The organism is Legionella genomosp. 1, from assembly GCF_900640215.1.
Classification (GTDB): domain Bacteria; phylum Pseudomonadota; class Gammaproteobacteria; order Legionellales; family Legionellaceae; genus Legionella_C; species Legionella_C quinlivanii_A.
This window is the reverse complement of record NZ_CAAAJH010000008.1, coordinates 42500-59257: the sequence shown is the minus strand read 5'-3', so window position 1 is coordinate 59257 and position 16758 is coordinate 42500. Positions and strand designations below refer to the sequence as shown.

Below are 16758 nucleotides of genomic sequence, written 5' to 3'. Positions count from 1 at the left end.
GAATTTTTATTATAAACCAGGAAAATTTCTTATTTAATCCAAACTGGATAAGTGTCGACTTGATCGCCCCTTTCGCCGCTGCAGATAATCTTCCGACTGCATTTCTTCAAGCCGGCTTAAGGTGCGCTTGAATGGCTGGGTCATTTCACCGCTGTGGTAAAGTTCGCTTAGAGGTACTTCAGCCGATAGGATCAGGCGGATACCGCGGTCGTACATCACATCAATGAAATGGATGAATAAAATGGCGTAAATAGTATCCCGTTCACTGAACTTAGGTATTGAACTCACAAAAACCGTGTCAAACTGTTCGGCAATTTCCAGATAATCCAGCTGGCTTCGCGGTAAATTGCAGATTACTCTGAAGTCAAACCAGATTTGCACCTCTGCTTTCATGAGATAGGGAATGTCACGATTCTGAATCTGCAGAGCGCCCGCCTCTTGAAAATGCGGGTCCAATTCAATGAATTGCTTCTCCATTAATGACTGAGTGGCCGGTGTTAATGGGTAGAGATAGGTTTCTACATGCTTTTGCCGGCCCAGGCGATAATCACGGCGTTCTCTGAGCTCAATAATCTGGCAATGGGTTTTAATTGCCGCAATGGCCGGTAAAAAGCGAGCTCTGTGCACTCCCTTCCAATAAAGCTTGTCCGGCGGGCTATTGGAAGTTGCCACCAGGATAATTCCCTGCTCAAACAGGGCCTGCAATAACTCGCCGAGGATCATCGCATAAGCGATATCGTCCACCATAAATTCATCGAAGCATAATACTCTTGTGGAGCGGGCAATATCGCTGGCTATCCGCTGCAAAGGATTTTTTATGCCTTGCAGGGCGCGCAGGCGTTTATCGACCTGCTGCATAAAATGATGAAAATGAAAACGGAGTTTTTCTTTAATAGAAAGATTTTCGTAAAACATATCCATTAAAAAGGTTTTACCGACTCCTACTGAACCATACATATACAACCCCGTAAGAGGCGCTTTCCAGCGTGAAAATAGTGAAAATTTTTTCGGGGCGCTTAGCTCGGTACTTAATTTCTCAAGCAGAAGTAAAACATCACGCTGCAGCGGATCGTTTTCAATATCACCGGTCTGAATAGCTCGGTCATACTGTTCAAGCAGGCTCATAACCTATTTCTCTTGCAATTAACAGCTGCTTTAAGGCAGCCTTTAGTTCCAGCAGTTTTCCATGAAAAAAATGCCCGGTATCCGCAAACCGTATTAATTCAATCTGCGGCTCCCTGGCGGCAAAATCCAAAACGAGGGATAAGGGGACCACATCGTCCTCGTCGCCCTGGAAAATAGTCCAGTCATGAGGCTTGAACAGAGAATAATCGTAGTGATGCACCGGCGGCGCAATGCTGATTAATAAACGATGCGGGCAATACGCCGCACTGCGGTAAGTAACAAATGAGCCGAAGGAAAACCCCGCCAGAATCACTTCAGCATTGGGTACAGCTTCCCGATATAATTGAATCAGCTTCAGCATATCCTCGCTTTCGCCAATGCCTTCATCATATTTGCCCTTTGACTCACCCACACCGCGAAAATTGAAGCGGATACTGGGAATACCCCGCTCTCTGAAAGCACGTGCCATCGTGGTCACCACTTTATTATTCATGGAGCCGCCTTGCAGAGAATGAGGATGTCCAAGGAAGGCAATGGCAGGTGTCATTGATTGCGCGGGAACGTTAAGCACCGCTTCCAGAGCGCCTGCATCGCCTTCAAAACTGAAAGGATGTTCGCCAGGTATATTCAATTTGTCAACAGGTATCATTACGGTCCAGCCAGTTTAAATTAATGGTAAATTATACCCCAGCAGCTTCAAAATGCCAGGTTTTGGGCGACGTGAGTATATAACTCATCTTGCAATTTGATGCACGTGCTTTATGATCTAAGTAAGGAGTTTATTTTTACTAAACAAACTCCCCTAGCACTGACCCGATGGGCAGTGACTTTGACAAACACTTATATAAAATGGAGGACTTGATCCATGAGACAGGTACCTGAATTATTCCCTGTTATAACTCAGACAGGGAGAACATCATGAAAATCACCGATTTCAAGCGTAAAAAAGCATTAGGTGAAAAAATATCCTTTCTGACCTGCTACGACTACCCATCCGCCTGCATTATTGCAGAAACTGAACTGGATTGTGTTCTGGTGGGTGATTCAGTGGCCATGGCTGTTCACGGCTATGAGACAACGGTAATGGCTACCATTGAAATGATGGAATTTCATACTCGTGCAGTTGCGCGTGGTATAAAAAAACAATTCCTGGTCAGCGATCTGCCTTTCCTGGCGCATAAAGGCTCACAGCAGGAAACCGTTGCCAATGTACGGCGTTTACTGCAGGCTGGAGCGCAGGCCGTAAAAATTGAAGGAGGGGATTTGGACACCTGCAAAACCATAGCCCATTTAGTTGCCGCTGGCGTACCGGTTGTGGGTCATATTGGCCTTACTCCCCAGTCAGTTCATCAGCTGGGCGGGTATAAAGTACAGGGTAAAACCCGGGAGCAGGCAGAACAATTACTTAACCAGGCCAAGGATCTGGAGGCTGCCGGCTGCTGCGCTCTGGTTCTGGAATGCGTTCCTCAGAACGTAGCGGAACACATTACCAGCCAGCTTTCTATCCCGACAATTGGTATAGGAGCCGGTGTGGGAACAGACGGGCAGGTATTGGTTTGGCATGATATGCTGGGCTTAAATGACTTCAAACCGCATTTCCTCAAACAATATTGTGAAGGTAAAGCCTATTTTCGACAGGCGATTAATGACTATATTAATGAAGTCAGGCATTCACAATTTCCTGCCGAGGAACATGCTTTTTAAGTCTCGGAAATTTTGGAATTATTGTAGGTTGGGCCCTTGGCCCACGCAAACGGGTTGAACCACCCAACGCTCAACGTTGGGCCAAGGGCCCATAGCCGTCAGGCTAAGAATATCAGATCCCCTCTCCACCGCGCGCAGCGGGGGAGAGGGTTAGGGTGAGGGGGCTTTAAACAAGTTCGCGAAGCGATTCATTAATCATATTTCTGTGGCGATGGTTTATTGCCACAACAAAATGGAATCACTAACGTGATAAATTTTTTAACCCCCTCACCCTACCCTCTCCCCCACGCTGTGCGCGGTGGAGAGGGGATAACATCACTTCTTAGCCTGACCGCTATGGGCCAAGGGCCCAACCTACATATCATTGCAGAATTCCTTTAACTTAATGGTAGTACCTCCAGTTCTCCCCGAGGCGAGTGAGGATTTTAATCTTCTTAACAGTGAGCTACAAAATTATGCAAATTTTTAATCGACTTGAGGACTGGATTAACTTTCGCCGTTCATTGCCAGAAAAAGCAGATATTGGTTTTGCCCCCACGATGGGTAATCTGCACATCGGTCATTTGTCGCTTTTTGAAAGAAGCAAGCGAGAGAATGCACTCACTGCAACCAGCCTCTTTGTCAATCCAACTCAATTTAACCGTCAGGATGATTTTAATCATTATCCCCGCAGCCTCGAAGCCGATTTACAGTTAATGGAAAATGCCGGCGTTGATTTTTGCCTGCTGCCAGAAAAGGAGGCTATTTATCATGATGGTTACACCTACCAGATTCAGGAAAACGAGTTTTGCAAATTGATGGAGGGGCAATATCGTCCCGGGCATTTTAATGGCGTGCTGACCATCGTAATGAAATTATTTAATCTGATTAAACCGGACCGCGCCTACTTTGGGGAAAAGGACTATCAGCAATATCAATTAATCAAAGGAATGGTTTCCGCCTTTTTTATGGGCATCGATGTCATTGGCTGTCCCACAATCAGGGAAGAAAGCGGATTGGCCTATAGCTCGAGAAACAACCGCCTGACCGCAGAACAAAAACAGTTAGCGAATCAGTTTGCGCAAATTTTTCATCAGAACAAATCCTGTGCCGAGATTATTACCGAGCTGGAATCCAGGGGTATACAGGTGGAGTATTTGCTTGATTATCAGAACCGTCGTTATGCTGCGGTCCTGATTGGCGACATTCGCTTAATTGATAATTTTGCCAGAACATGAGGCGATTACGCCTGCGTGCAAGCTTGATTGCCGGCTTTTTCTATGTCAACCTATGGTGATTATAACGCCAACCCAAACTCATTAAATTGAAATAAGCTGATGAAATATAATTTGAAATGGATGATCCTTATTTTTTTCAGCTTGCCTGTTATTGCTCAAGGGGCGGAGTCAGTCATCCCGCCATTGCCAGCCGGCGCATCCACTCAAAATAAGGAAAGCCCGGCAGAAGCTGATATTTTAAGAACGATTCAGACCCTTCGTCAGCAAGGAAGGCTTAAGCAAGCCAAAGAGGCGGCTAAAAATTACCTGCATCAATTTCCAAAGGATGGCGATGTACAGCTGCTGCTTGGGTTGATTGAAATGCAGCAGAATAATCTTGCTGAGGCAGAATCCTATCTTCGACAGGTCCTGTCCAATACCCCAACTTATACCGATGCCCGAGTCGCTTTAATCCGACTTAAATTGCGGCAGAGTCGTTTTGCTGAAGCGAATAAACTGTTGATAGAAGGGCTTAAACTTCAACCAGGACAGGCTGAATTATTGAAACTGCATAATCAGCTGGTGAAAGCAGAAACGCCTGTTCCTTCACCACAAAAGGTAGCGAGTATGCCCGCACCCTCCTCTGCCTCCAGGATAGCACTCAAAATACAGGCGCCCAGCGCTGCCAGAACAGATAATTCAAAAAAACTGCTGGCCGAGCTGCAACAACTAAGACAACAGGGAAAACTGGAACTGGCTAAAGCCAAAGCAATAAGCTACTTAAGCAAAAACCCTGAGGATGGGGATGTTACTCTGGTATTAGGACTTATCTATTATCAACAGCAGCAATTTGCCAAAGCCTCCGGCTATTTTAAAATGGTACTGGAAAAAACTCCCGCCTATGTGGATGCGCGGGCTGCTCTTATTCGCATTCAGCTTATCAATAAAAAATATGAGGATACCAGGGATTTGCTGCAAGCTGGTTTAAAACTCAATCCTGGTAATCACGATCTGAAAGAGCTCGCAAAAAATCTGGCCTCTTTAACTGCGATCAAAAATAAAAAGCCAGTTTCCCCTGGACCGGCAACTGTCGAACCCATTGATCCGCAGTTAGTCAAAGTAAATCAGCTGATTAGTCAGAAAAAATATGAAAAGGCAAAGGTCTACCTGATTCAATTATTGGAAATCCATCCTGAAAATACCAGATACCGCATTGCGCTGGCTGATTTTTACCTCAGGCAACATAATGATATGCAGGCTTTACTTCTTATCAATAAAGGCCTGCGTACTCAGCCACGAAATATTGATCTATTGCTGAAAAAGGGCGAAATTAACACTATTCTGCGCGAATACGCGGTGGCAGCCCGGGTCTATCAGAAGGTTCTGATGCTCTCACCCGACAATCGAGGCGCAAGGGGAATGTTGAATGAGATTAGCAACATTAGCCCAAGATATACCTATGGTGTGAATGAAATTGGTATCGCTTCCGATAACGCCTATGTCGATGATCTTCACTCGATATGGGATTGGTCAACTCTTTACTATAGCCGGGATACAGACTGGGGCCGACTGGGCGGGAGGATTAACTATGCTTCACGACAGAGTCTCAATGCAAACCAATATGAAATAGACATCTCTCCCCGATTCAACCGAAATATTTATGCCGATCTAATGGCAGCCTGGTCCGATCAGCCCGCCTTGTTTCCGGATTTTACCGGTGCTGCAGAGGGCTATGTCAATATACCCAAATTCTTTGAATTATCTGCAGGAGCCAAATACGCGCAAATAGCCAGCACCTATCTAAGCACTTACACTGGCTCGTTTAATCTATATCCCGGCAGTTTGTGGCTTAGCTTTCGCCCTTTTTATTTTGTTCCGCGGGATTCAAACAGCAAGTCCTATTTATATACAGGAAGGGTGAGAAAATATTTTTCTACTGATGATCATTATATCGGTTTGGGTGGGGGCAGCGGCCACAGCCCGGATTTGGCCGATTTATTAACTGTTAATTTCCTGGTTATCAAAAACAGTTTTATTAATGTGAATTATACTTTCCCAATTTTCAATCATCATCTGGTAGTTGATTTAAGTGCCGGATATCAGCGCTGGCAATACCCTTCTGACCTGGTCCGCCGTTTATACGACGGCAGCCTGGGTTTACGATACCGTTTTTAGGCTTGCTATGGCTCAATTTTTAGGAATCATCAAGTTTGTGGTTCTTTTTCAGTTTGCACTCATCTTTATTTTTGTTTTAGCCATGTATTTTACCCGTGGCTATTTTCACTACCGCGCGGGCAAAACCAAAAAACTGGCCGATGAAATTGCCCAACGTCTGAGCGCTTGCCTTAGTGAAGAGCAGGAATTACCTGCTAAAAAATTACGTCAATACATCAAAGCGATTGATGTGGTTCTCATGGTACTAAAGACGATGGAAACTCATCATCAGCATGAGGCTGCTTTTAAGCGGTTCATCATTTATCTCTCAGATAACTTATTACAGCCTGCAGCCAGAAATCTTTACAATTCCCGCAACTGGCTTAAACGCTATTATGCGGCAATTTGCCTCAGTTACGGCTTTGAAAAAAGTGATGAAGACAGGCTAAGTCAATTAGTTCGTGACAATACTTTATTAATATCGATAAATGCGGCGAGCACTGGTATCCGATATCAAAATCCAATCGTTATTAATCAATTGATTACCAGTTTTGCCAAAGGCCGCCATCTGCAGCAATCCTTCTTCGCCCAAATATCGGAAGTGTCCAATTATGATGTGGCGGACATTATTATTGCCAGGCTGCAAATTGAAAGAGAGCCTTATACCAAGTTATTCTGCTATCGACTCTTGAAACAAATCCCTTACACCAGACTTCTTGATTGTGCCATTGACGATTTGCTGTTTGATCTGGTTGATTTACGTATTGGCATCATTGAATACCTGACAGAAGTACAGGATGAGCGGAAAAACCAGATTCTTTATGATTTAGCCTTTGTTCCTCAATGGGAGGTACGTGCAGCAGTTGCAAAATCTCTGGCCAGGATTCACAATCCCAGGAGTATGGATATATTAAGTATTTTATTAACCGATCCGCAGTGGTGGGTGCGGGTGAATTCTGCCACCTCGTTATATGCACAGGGAGAAGCCGGCATAGACATATTAAAAGCACAATCGCCAGAGAATGATAAATTTGCTTACGAGACCGCTCAACGAATACTTCTTTCGGGAAATAGAAAATGACGGGTATATTATTCTTTATCTCGATTTGTATTCTGGTCTATTTTACATTCCTTGGGCTCTGGTATTCCTTCCTGCTGATACTTTCCTTTCCTGAGGTAATCAAGAAGTTTCGCGAAGTGACACTGGGTGATATCAGCCTGTTTATTGATCAACTGACTCAGATACCAATTACCATTGTCACCCCCGCTTTTAATGAGCAGCATCGCATTCTTTCCATGCTTTACAGCGGCTTAAACAGCAATTATAAAAATGTTCGTTTTATTGTAGTTAATGATGGTTCAACCGATAAAACGATGGAAATATTGATTGATGAATTCCAGTTGTATGAAATTCCTACGGTAATTAAGCAGACCATACCTACTTGCAAAGTCAGGCACTGCTTTCAATCAGCTCGCTTTCCTAATCTGATGGTCATTGATAAAGAGCATTCGCCCTATCATTGCGCGGCGGACTCCGTCAATGTCGGCTTAAATGCCTGTCAAACCCCCATTATGCTCACAGTGGATGCCGATACGGTTCTCGAGCCAGAGGCTTTGACTCGCATGATGTTCAGTTTTTTATCAAAAGGCCATTGTATTGTGGTCAGCGGGTCTGTGTATGTACTGAATGAAAATAAAGTCCAGAATGGACGTTTACTAACCACCGATTTACCCAAACGCTTCGTGCCTGCCGTGCAGGGTTTGGAATACTTGCGCTCCTTTCTTTATGGAAGAGCCGGACTCAATGTGCTGGGCGGAGCCATGTGCTATCCTGGTGCATTTACCTTGTTTGAAACACAAAGCCTTCGCGAGGTCGGCGGCTATGATTCGCAAAACTTTTCCTATGATGCGGAGATTACGCTCAAACTGCATCGTTATATGATCAAAAACAGATTTCCTCATTCTTTGAATCATTCGCCCAACGCTTTTTGCTGGACGGAAGTTCCATCAACTGCCAAAAGCTTCTGGAATCAGCGTGATAAATGGCAGCGCGGCATGTGGCGAAGTGCCATGAAATTTATCACGATGTTCGGCAACCCTCGCTATGGAATTGTAGGTTTAATAAGCTTCCCAGCCTTTGTCCTTTTTGAAATTTTAGGGCCAGTTGTCGAGTTCTGCTCTTACTGTACCTTTATCATTGCCTACTTTATTGGGGATATCGATTATCAGGTTATTTTCTGGTTTCTGGTGATGGCCTGGGGATATCTTGCCTATATTACCGTGGCGATGATTTTTCTAAACCTGATTACTTTTAATAAATACCATCGCATGAAAGATGTATTTCGCAGCATCTGGCTGATTCTCGCAGAAATGCTCTGGTTCAGGGAATTTCGTGCCGCCTGTTGTGCAAGAGGAACCTTAAGGTATTTTGTTAACCGCCTTCTGGGAAAACCGCTTTGACAGGCGATAACTTTAAAATCCTTTCTCCTCTGATGTCCTTCCCGCGAAGGCGGGAATCCACTCCGCAATTAGCTTTATAGCTAGCTCAGAGATGGGTCCCCGCCTTTGCGGGGAAGACAGTTTAATATACAACTGATCTTAACTTGATAGCAGTGAGGATTAGAGAGGGGGTTTCTTCTAATCCCCCTCAGCCAAATCTATGCTCAAATTCAGCAAACCACATGTTCAAGCATTTCAGTGATTGTCTTTTCTAATGACCAATGATGTCGATAGCTAATTAAAGAACGTAATTTGCTTAATTCAGGCTTGCGATTTTGGATGTTGATGTAACCGTCGCCGTAGGTTTCTTCCAGGCTTTGAAACTGGATTTCAGAGTTTGATTCGGCCAGATGCTTCACCAGATTGGCAAGCTCAATAATGCTGATATCGTGATCGCTGCCGACATTGACCACTTCACCCACTGCTTTATTACTGAGGCTTAATTCGCGCATGATCTGGCAAGTATCCCTGACATCGCAGAAAGAGCGTGTCTGACTACCATCCCCAAAAACTGTGATTGGCTCACCATGGGTCGCCTGTTTTATAAAACGGGGTAATACCATTCCATAACGGGATGATTGCCGACGACCTACGGTATTAAAAATTCGCATAACGCTGACTGGCACCTGCATTTCATGATAATAAGCCATTCCTGCCACCTCATTACAGAGCTTGGAAACGGGATAACTGGCATGGGCTTTCCCACTGGCCTCAACATGCAAAGGATCTGTCTCTTTCATAGCAATGGGTTTTGAACCATAAACCTCAGAGCTTGAGGCTAATAGTACGGTTGGTTTTTCCTGAAGGCGTGAAACCGCCATCAGTAAACGCTCAGTGGACTGCATATTCACCTCAAGGGTCGCAATCGGTCTTTGCAGAACATTAAACATACCCACAATGGCAGCCAGATGAAAAATAACTTCGCACTTCTGCACGATGGGATCCAGGGGTATTTCCAGCAGGTTGGAATGATAAAATTTGAATTTTTTATTGGAAAGAAAGGGCTCTATATTGCGTAGTTTACCGGTACTCAAATCGTCTACTACAATCACTTCCTCATTTAAATTCAAATATAACTCAGCCAGATTTGAACCAATGAATCCAGCGCCGCCAGTAATTAGAATCGCCATACTAGTCCTTGTTATTAAGAATAGCGTTAATACACTTGATTGCAGCAATCACCTGCATCAGGATTGCACAACCAGTGTAGCGAATTAAAGCCCCCAGTAAAACACCCCGGGTTCATCCAGTTTTTCCTCAGCAAACAAATTGGGAATATCCATAATAACCGCCGGGCGCTCACATTTCATCACTAAGGACTGCAAACCTTTCTGCCGATAATAGTCATGCCCTACGACCACAATCGCCGCAGAGATGGTATTAACTTCGTCATAATCCACCAGATGGATATCATATTTTTTCTCAACATAGTCCCTGTCGGCAAAAGGATCGTGCACCTGACACTGGAAACCTGCCAGTTTTAATTCCTTGATAAATTTCAATGCCAGGCTGCTTCTGATATCTGCCGCATTTTCTTTATAGGTAATCCCAAAAACACCCACCGGGCAATGTTTTACCGGAATATCATACTTGATCAAAGCCTGGACTAATTGACTGATAACAAAATAAGGCATTCCGTCATTCACTTTTCGCGCCGTTAAAATCAGGTCGTGCGGAACGCCAATCCGCTTTGCCTTGAATGCCAGATACAGGGGATCAACAGCAATACAGTGACCACCGACAAATCCAGGTTTGAAAGGCACGAAACTCCATTTGGTTTTAGCGGCCTGTAAAATTTCATGCACATTTAAATCAAGTCCGTGCATGATTTGTGCAAATTCATTCATACAGGCGATATTAATATCGCGCTGGGTATTTTCGAGAATCTTCACCGCTTCGCCAGTTTTAATGTTTGAAACAGGATATAAGGTATCACAGCAGTTTTTATAAACGTCCTCTATCTGTTTTAATGTTTCCTGATTCTGCGCAGAGATCACCTTAATAATGTTTTTTAAATTATAATGCGGATCGTGAGGGCTAATCCGTTCAGGTGAGTAACCAATATTAAAATCAATTCCACAACGAAGACCGCTCATCTCTTCCAGTAGAGGCTGGCATACTTCCTCGGTAGTGCCGGGATAGACAGTCGATTCATAAACAACAATATCGCCTTTCTTCAAAATACTGCCTACCGCTTTAGTCGCATTAATCACCGGTTCGAGATTAGGCAGCTCGTAAAAAAAGGCAGGGGTTGGAACAGTAACAATAAAGAAATTAGCCGTACGAATCTCATGCGTATTGCTGGTAAAAAATACCGGACTTTCCTGTAATTCTGTCTTATTTACCAGATTGTTTTTGTCAAAGCCTTTTTTTAGTTCCTGAACTCGGCTTTCGGAAATATCATAACCATAGACCTTGTATGTTTTACTTAAAGCCGTCGCGAGACTTAAGCCTACATATCCCAGACCGATTATCGCAATTTCCCTATTCATAGATTACGTTCCCTGATTGTCAATGTTAAAAGTATAGTTGAATTGCCTGGTTCAGGTAATACAAGCAACTGTTTTTTATCACTAAGTTTTCAGGGATTAGGTGATGACCATGTGTCAAGTTGATTACCGCTACATCCTGGATGCCGGCTGCCCCAAAAGCTAAACCATAAACAGTATGCGCGAAAGATTGATCTATGCGTGAATACACCCTAAATTTAATAGTAGAGTCACTACTTTCGCTTGAGGGCTCACCTGGAAGGATATGGAAATGTTGCAACCTCATGGATTATTAATACATCAGACAAAACAGGCTTATCATTATCTTCTGTCTCGGGGAAATGACTCCCATGATTAATGATCTCTCCCACCTGAAAGAGTTCAACTTTAGCGATCAACAGGGAGTCAGCCAATCGATATTAAAGGATAAAATCCATCTTTTATACAAGCAGCTTCCTGTTGCTATTTTAGCAGAAGCCTTCGCGTATATTGTGTTTGCCTCAGGCATCTCATCCTATGGCCAACATCTGTTCAGTATGAAAATCTGGCTGGTTTATATGATTATCGTAACCCTGTCAGGGTTAACCTTATACCTTACCTTTCGATTTAAACCACAGGCACTCTCCTATCGGATATGGTTATTACAATTCGCTTTGTTCTGTTTTCTGTCAGGCTCAGGATGGGGCCTGGCCAGCGTGTTGCTGATCCCTGCAGACAGTATTCTGCATCAGGCATTTGCCATCATCCTTATTTTTGGTCTGATTGCCGGAGCCGTTCCATTTCTTTCTCCATTGATTAGTATTTATGCTTTGTTTCTGTTGCCCACTGCGCTTCCTTTAATAATATGGCTTTTTATGCAAAGCGAAATTCATGTTCTGATTGCCTATTGCGCCATCATATACGCACTGGTTGCTTTAGCGAGTAGTCTCTATGCCAATCAATATTTAACTAATGCACTTTCTCTGGCTTATAAAAATATCAATCTTGACAGCATCAATCAGTTACTTGAAAAAAAAGTAGCCCTGCGAACCCGCGAGCTGGAGCAGAACCTTGCCCTGACCCGCTCCACACTGGAGTCCACTGCTGACGGCATTATTGTAGTAAATCGTGCAGGAAAACTCGATTATTACAATCAGAGGTTTCTCGACCTGTGGCAGGCAGCCTTCACCAGTCAACCTCGAATCAGCATTCAGGAATTTTTTCCAACGCTTTTGCACGAGCTTAAAAATCCGGAAGCATTTCGAAAAATATTAGAAAAACTGAGCATTGATCCGGAAAGGGAATATGCTGACGAATTTGCTTTGCGCAATGGCCATATTCTTGAATGGAACTCAAAACCCCACCGCCTGGGGAACGCAGTTGCCGGGCGCGTATGGAGTTTTCGCGACATCAGCCAGCGCAAGCAAATGGAATTGCAGCTTGCTTTTCAGGCTAATCATGATCAGCTGACTGGCCTGCCCAACCGAAAACTGCTCTATGATCGTATTATTCACGGCATTCATTTTGCCAAGCGAAATCATAATAAACTACTGCTTATTTTTTTAGATATCGATAATTTTAAACTTATCAATGACAATCTTGGTCATGAAATTGGCGATGAATTGCTGCAGCAGATTACCCAGCGTCTTAAGCTCGCTACTCGAGAAAGCGATACCCTGGCACGTTTTGGCGGCGATAAATTTGTTGTTTTATATGCGATCAAAAACTACAGACATGCTGTAATGCTCTGTAAACGGATTTTGTCAGTAATGACTAAATCCGTTTATATTCATCCTCATGAAATTGTCGTCACGGCGAGCCTTGGTGTAAGCCTGTATCCCAAGGATGGTACCGAGGTTGTCACTTTACTGACCAATGCCGAAATGGCCATGTATCAGGCTAAAAACATGGGCCGTAATAACTACCAGTTATATGACGAATCCATTCGCAATCAGGCCCGGCAAAGTCTCCAATTACAGATGGAATTGCGAACTGCCCTGGTGAAAAAAGAGTTTTTCCTTCTCTACCAGCCGATAATTCAGTTAAACAGCGGCCAGATTGTTGGAGTTGAGGCCTTGTTGCGCTGGCAACACCCCACGAAAGGGATTATTTTACCTCATGAATTCATCACCATAGCAGAAGACTCCGGTATCATCATACCGCTCGGGGAATGGATTTTTAAAACAGCCTGCACCCAGAATAAAACCTGGCAAGACCAGGGATTAAACCCCATTCGCATGGCCATTAACGTTTCCGGAATTCAATTATTAAGAGATGACTTTGCCGCCTGCATCGATCGCTGCCTCGAAGAAAGCGCGCTTCCACCCCATTATATTGAAATTGAATTAACAGAAAGCGTGATTATGGACAAACAGCAGCAACATATTAATTTGTTGAATGTACTAAAAAACCGTGGCGTTCAACTTTGCATTGACGATTTTGGAACCGGTTATTCCAGCTTAAGCTATTTGCGCGATTTCCCTGTTGCAAAGATTAAAATTGACCAATCCTTTGTTGAAAAATGTCCCTTCGATCCGAACAATAATTCCATCGTGGAGGCCATTATTGCCATGAGTCACGGGTTAAAAATGCGTGTTTTAGCAGAGGGCATTCAAAATGCAGAGCAGTTACAATTTCTCAAAGACTTAGGCTGTGATGAAGGCCAGGGTTTTTATTTTAACCAAGCGCTTTCAGCGGAAGAAATTGCAAAACTTCTTGCCTGATTTCATATCATAAATTCTAGTTTTTTTACAACTAAAAATAAATAGGCTAAAATGAATCCTTTTTAAATAACAAAGGTTAGCTAATGTTTCTCGTAAAAAAAGCCATTCGGCTTCTTAAATTCACTTCTTCAAATCCATTTGACAATCTAGATTCAGCGAGCCTTTACACAACATTATTACAAAGCGAATCGCCTCAGGAACAAGCCATTTATTCTTTATTTACACGTAACAATACCATTGCTCGCTCATTGCAGGAAAAATTACTGTTTCTCTGGATTCAAAAGCCTTCAAGATTAACCAGTACAAATTGCAGTAAATTCTATGAAATTTTGAAGAACTCACTAAGCAATTCGTCCACCAGTCCTCGCTATAAAATGCGTGCAGGATGGTTAATGGCTATTTTATCCAATACACTTCCCGAAGAGTTCAAAAACACGGTCGCGTCTATTGATCAGGACTCTTTTATTCCAGGTTTCGCAGATTTCTACCCAACCAGAAAAGTGTTAGAGTTCTTAAAGGCTATGCGAGTGAGCGCTGAGAATCCATCAGGATTGATTACGAATTACTATTTCGTGTCTACAGCCCATCTTAAAGTCGAGGATATAGAGGAAATTTTACCCATGTACCTGGGAGATTTTAGAAAAAATCAACCCACTTTAGATCTTAACGATCAGCTTTTTCCACTCCTGGCTTTTCTTGAATGCATGAGTGATGAACAACGCCTTAAAGCATTTAATCAGATTGTAAAATGCGTACAAATCGAACCCTTATCCTTTATAAAAGAAATCCTTAGCCGATTTCTGGCACAAGCCAGCGATAATTTGGTCGCTCAAATTAAAAACCAGGTCGCAGATGACTTTGTGAAAAGAAACTCTCCAGAGCACAAAGGCTCCATTAATGAGAAATATTACTGTATCTATGATCTGCATAATTTTATGAATACTCTTATGGAGCAAGCACATCAAGAGAAAAGAGCCGACTTTGCTACACCAGCAAACGAAAATGAATTATCGCGCTTCATTGATGATTTATTTAAAAATCTCCAATCGTATCCGAAAACACTGGCTGCCTATGAAGGAGCTTTTAGAACCTTAATGCAGCTAGTGTTTAGCAATGATCAAGCAAGAGTAATCATTAAAGAGAAAATTGATCAGAACTATGACGCTCAAAAATGCAATATCTATTGTCGTTTCCAGCAGCAGCTGAGGGCGGCCTGCATACTGAAAACCTGCCTTCCAAACACGCTTCAGGCCTGCCAGGAATCAGTGGATTCGCAAACCATGATGTCTGAAGCAATCGCCTCAATCTGAGCTAACACTAAAAATGCTGATTAATTGCCTTGGCGTAGGTTTCCTGCGCCTCGGTTAATTGCTTTTCTGCTGCACCCAATTCAGCCATCAGCACCAGTTGCTGCTCTTTCCTGTCGCCAAGCGCAGATAATCTTGCCGCCAGCGCATCTCGCTGCTCAGTGAATGATTGAATCTGTTCTTCAAGAGAAGCCAGCCATTGCTGGCGAGTGCTTAGAGCCTGCAGCATAAAGCTGGCCGTGTCTTCTGTTTTTTTAACAGACGCCTTACACTGGCATAATCTGACCAGAATATTAATTTTCTGATGGATACGCTCTGCAAGATAATTGGCAGCCTGCGAATTGACTTGTATGGCCAGCCTCTCGATATCCCTTTTAATTTCGGCAATGAAATTGTCGGCTTTGGGTTCAAACTGATAGTGAAAAATGCCCGGCGGCAAGCTTTGCCAGGATATCTGGACGCCGGGCTTGCTCAGATTCCAGGCTAACTCCGGCAGTCTGGATTTAAGGCCTTGCAGCATTATTTCTATGTTTTCTAGCATGGGCTTATACCCGGTGGTGTGTCTGGTTCAAATTCTTTCTCATCAGCGAACTCAGGCTTATGGACCAGCTCATGTGTTTTTAGCCGCTCCAGTAAATAGCGGCAAAACTGACGGCCGCTTTCTTTTGGAAAATCATTCTCAAGCAGATACTGATGACCATCACTGAGAGCATTGATGTTCAAAAAATTAAGCCAAAGCGGATATTTAGTCAGGATAGTGAGCATAAGGCTTCGATCATAGCGCAGCAGTCCATTAATTGCTTTAATCATTTTTGAATCGCAGTCAGGATCCTCGCTTTTTGCTATCTGTTCCAGCGAGCGGTATAAATAACTCACCTGCCATTTTTTTTTCAAAAGCGGCAGAGATTGCGAATTCCCATCCAGCAACTCGCTTACCGCCTGCTGAATATCCTTTCGATCTTGCAAGTAACGCTGAACCTTTCTTGTTGACTGCTCTGGAAAATTGTTTTTGCTCATGAAGGCATGAATTGATTCAAGGGCTTTAATTTCCAATTGATGCAGCCAATGAAAATATTTGTCAAAAATCCGCAAAACACAGGTTTCATCATACTGAATGAGTGCTGCTATCGCGCCAGGAATTTTTTTAGAGTAGTCGTCAGACTCCTTCGCCTTCAGGATAAAGCGTTGCAAACCATGATATAAATACTCTAACTGCCAGGGTTTAAAAAATTTCATCCATTCGGGGTATTCAGTTAGCAAATCTAGAATTGCCTCATCGCAGTGGTTCATCAGAGTGAATAATTGCAAACCCTCAGGCTCTTTTTCAAGTGAGTCTTCCAGCATAAGCCAGACATTTTTCCGATTGTTTCGATACCCTTTGGAGCGAGCATAGGAGTCTTCACTCAAAAAAGTCTTAAAAAAAAGATTCATATTTAACATATCTGCGCCTTCACCGACTCGCAAAATTAATCGACAAATACGATATTGTAAGCCTTTTGAGCAATTTTATAAATAAGAGTTCTAACTTCACCTGCACTCAGAGCTTACACCATAAAGCGCTTGAATTTTTTATTCAAAAAGG

The 16758-nt window shown here is 43.3% G+C and carries 13 protein-coding genes; 7 read left to right on the top strand and 6 right to left on the bottom strand.

The features are described 5' to 3' along the window. Positions 1 to 33 precede the first annotated feature (33 nt). Together zapE and E1O89_RS09175 are read right to left on the bottom strand one after the other, a co-directional pair. Positions 34 to 1125: a cell division protein ZapE gene (gene zapE / locus E1O89_RS09180; protein WP_133139908.1), complete on the bottom strand. Its 1092-nt coding sequence runs from the start codon at positions 1123 to 1125 to the stop codon at positions 34 to 36. Then, entirely contained in the window at positions 1112 to 1774 is a 663-nt protein-coding gene (locus tag E1O89_RS09175; RefSeq protein WP_133139907.1) for an alpha/beta hydrolase, read from the bottom strand. Before E1O89_RS09175 ends, zapE begins: the two co-directional genes overlap by 14 nt. A gap of 269 nt (positions 1775 to 2043) precedes the next feature. Here E1O89_RS09175 and panB point away from each other — a divergent pair, with 269 nt between their 5' ends. The 5 genes from panB (at position 2044) to E1O89_RS09150 (ending at position 8639) form a co-directional block, all read left to right on the top strand. Further along, positions 2044 to 2829 (top strand): 3-methyl-2-oxobutanoate hydroxymethyltransferase, encoded by a 786-nt coding sequence (panB, locus tag E1O89_RS09170; RefSeq protein WP_133139906.1) that lies wholly within the window; start codon positions 2044 to 2046, stop codon positions 2827 to 2829. Positions 2830 to 3284: 455 nt separating this feature from the next. Next, positions 3285 to 4046, top strand: a complete 762-nt coding sequence (panC, locus tag E1O89_RS09165; protein WP_133139905.1) for a pantoate--beta-alanine ligase — start codon at positions 3285 to 3287, stop codon at positions 4044 to 4046. A 99-nt stretch (positions 4047 to 4145) separates the two neighbouring features. After that, positions 4146 to 6200: a YaiO family outer membrane beta-barrel protein gene (locus E1O89_RS09160; protein WP_133139904.1), complete on the top strand. Its 2055-nt coding sequence runs from the start codon at positions 4146 to 4148 to the stop codon at positions 6198 to 6200. Next, entirely contained in the window at positions 6115 to 7260 is a 1146-nt protein-coding gene (locus E1O89_RS09155; protein ID WP_133139903.1) for a HEAT repeat domain-containing protein, read from the top strand. The genes E1O89_RS09160 and E1O89_RS09155 overlap by 86 nt, the downstream gene beginning before the upstream one ends. After that, positions 7257 to 8639 (top strand): glycosyltransferase family 2 protein, encoded by a 1383-nt coding sequence (locus tag E1O89_RS09150; RefSeq protein WP_133139902.1) that lies wholly within the window; start codon positions 7257 to 7259, stop codon positions 8637 to 8639. The genes E1O89_RS09155 and E1O89_RS09150 overlap by 4 nt, the downstream gene beginning before the upstream one ends. Positions 8640 to 8848: 209 nt before the next feature. Here the strand turns inward: E1O89_RS09150 and E1O89_RS09145 are convergent, their stop codons facing one another. Then, on the bottom strand, positions 8849 to 9808 hold the full coding sequence (locus E1O89_RS09145; protein ID WP_133139901.1) for an NAD-dependent epimerase/dehydratase family protein: 960 nt from the start codon (positions 9806 to 9808) through the stop codon (positions 8849 to 8851). An 84-nt stretch (positions 9809 to 9892) separates the two neighbouring features. Beyond that, positions 9893 to 11170: a nucleotide sugar dehydrogenase gene (locus tag E1O89_RS09140; protein WP_133139900.1), complete on the bottom strand. Its 1278-nt coding sequence runs from the start codon at positions 11168 to 11170 to the stop codon at positions 9893 to 9895. A 347-nt stretch (positions 11171 to 11517) separates the two neighbouring features. Between E1O89_RS09140 and E1O89_RS09135 the strand changes: the two genes are divergently transcribed. Both E1O89_RS09135 and E1O89_RS09130 read left to right on the top strand, forming a co-directional pair. Beyond that, complete coding sequence (locus E1O89_RS09135) at positions 11518 to 13869, top strand: putative bifunctional diguanylate cyclase/phosphodiesterase (RefSeq protein WP_262337475.1); 2352 nt, start codon at positions 11518 to 11520, stop codon at positions 13867 to 13869. An 83-nt stretch (positions 13870 to 13952) separates the two neighbouring features. Further along, positions 13953 to 15179 carry a hypothetical protein gene (locus E1O89_RS09130; RefSeq protein ID WP_133139899.1) on the top strand — a complete coding sequence of 409 codons (1227 nt, stop codon included), beginning with the start codon at positions 13953 to 13955 and terminating at the stop codon, positions 15177 to 15179. Positions 15180 to 15186: 7 nt separating this feature from the next. Here E1O89_RS09130 and E1O89_RS09125 read toward each other — a convergent pair whose 3' ends face one another. Next, complete coding sequence (locus E1O89_RS09125; RefSeq protein ID WP_133139898.1) at positions 15187 to 15717, bottom strand: primosomal replication protein; 531 nt, start codon at positions 15715 to 15717, stop codon at positions 15187 to 15189. Further along, positions 15711 to 16616, bottom strand: coding sequence for a hypothetical protein (locus tag E1O89_RS09120; RefSeq protein WP_133139897.1), 906 nt, complete (start codon positions 16614 to 16616; stop codon positions 15711 to 15713). The genes E1O89_RS09125 and E1O89_RS09120 overlap by 7 nt, the downstream gene beginning before the upstream one ends. Positions 16617 to 16758 lie beyond the last annotated feature (142 nt).

Excerpts from the sequence above, each read along its gene's own strand:
- zapE (WP_133139908.1), bottom strand. The coding sequence starts at position 1,125 with ATGAGCCTGCTTGAACAGTATGACCGAGCTATTCAGACCGGTGATATT.
- E1O89_RS09175 (WP_133139907.1), bottom strand. The coding sequence starts at position 1,774 with ATGATACCTGTTGACAAATTGAATATACCTGGCGAACATCCTTTCAGT.
- panB (WP_133139906.1), top strand. The coding sequence starts at position 2,044 with ATGAAAATCACCGATTTCAAGCGTAAAAAAGCATTAGGTGAAAAAATA.
- panC (WP_133139905.1), top strand. The coding sequence starts at position 3,285 with ATGCAAATTTTTAATCGACTTGAGGACTGGATTAACTTTCGCCGTTCA.
- E1O89_RS09160 (WP_133139904.1), top strand. The coding sequence starts at position 4,146 with ATGAAATATAATTTGAAATGGATGATCCTTATTTTTTTCAGCTTGCCT.
- E1O89_RS09150 (WP_133139902.1), top strand. The coding sequence starts at position 7,257 with ATGACGGGTATATTATTCTTTATCTCGATTTGTATTCTGGTCTATTTT.
- E1O89_RS09145 (WP_133139901.1), bottom strand. The coding sequence starts at position 9,808 with ATGGCGATTCTAATTACTGGCGGCGCTGGATTCATTGGTTCAAATCTG.
- E1O89_RS09140 (WP_133139900.1), bottom strand. The coding sequence starts at position 11,170 with ATGAATAGGGAAATTGCGATAATCGGTCTGGGATATGTAGGCTTAAGT.
- E1O89_RS09135 (WP_262337475.1), top strand. The coding sequence starts at position 11,518 with ATGATTAATGATCTCTCCCACCTGAAAGAGTTCAACTTTAGCGATCAA.
- E1O89_RS09130 (WP_133139899.1), top strand. The coding sequence starts at position 13,953 with ATGTTTCTCGTAAAAAAAGCCATTCGGCTTCTTAAATTCACTTCTTCA.
- E1O89_RS09125 (WP_133139898.1), bottom strand. The coding sequence starts at position 15,717 with ATGCTAGAAAACATAGAAATAATGCTGCAAGGCCTTAAATCCAGACTG.
- E1O89_RS09120 (WP_133139897.1), bottom strand. The coding sequence starts at position 16,616 with ATGTTAAATATGAATCTTTTTTTTAAGACTTTTTTGAGTGAAGACTCC.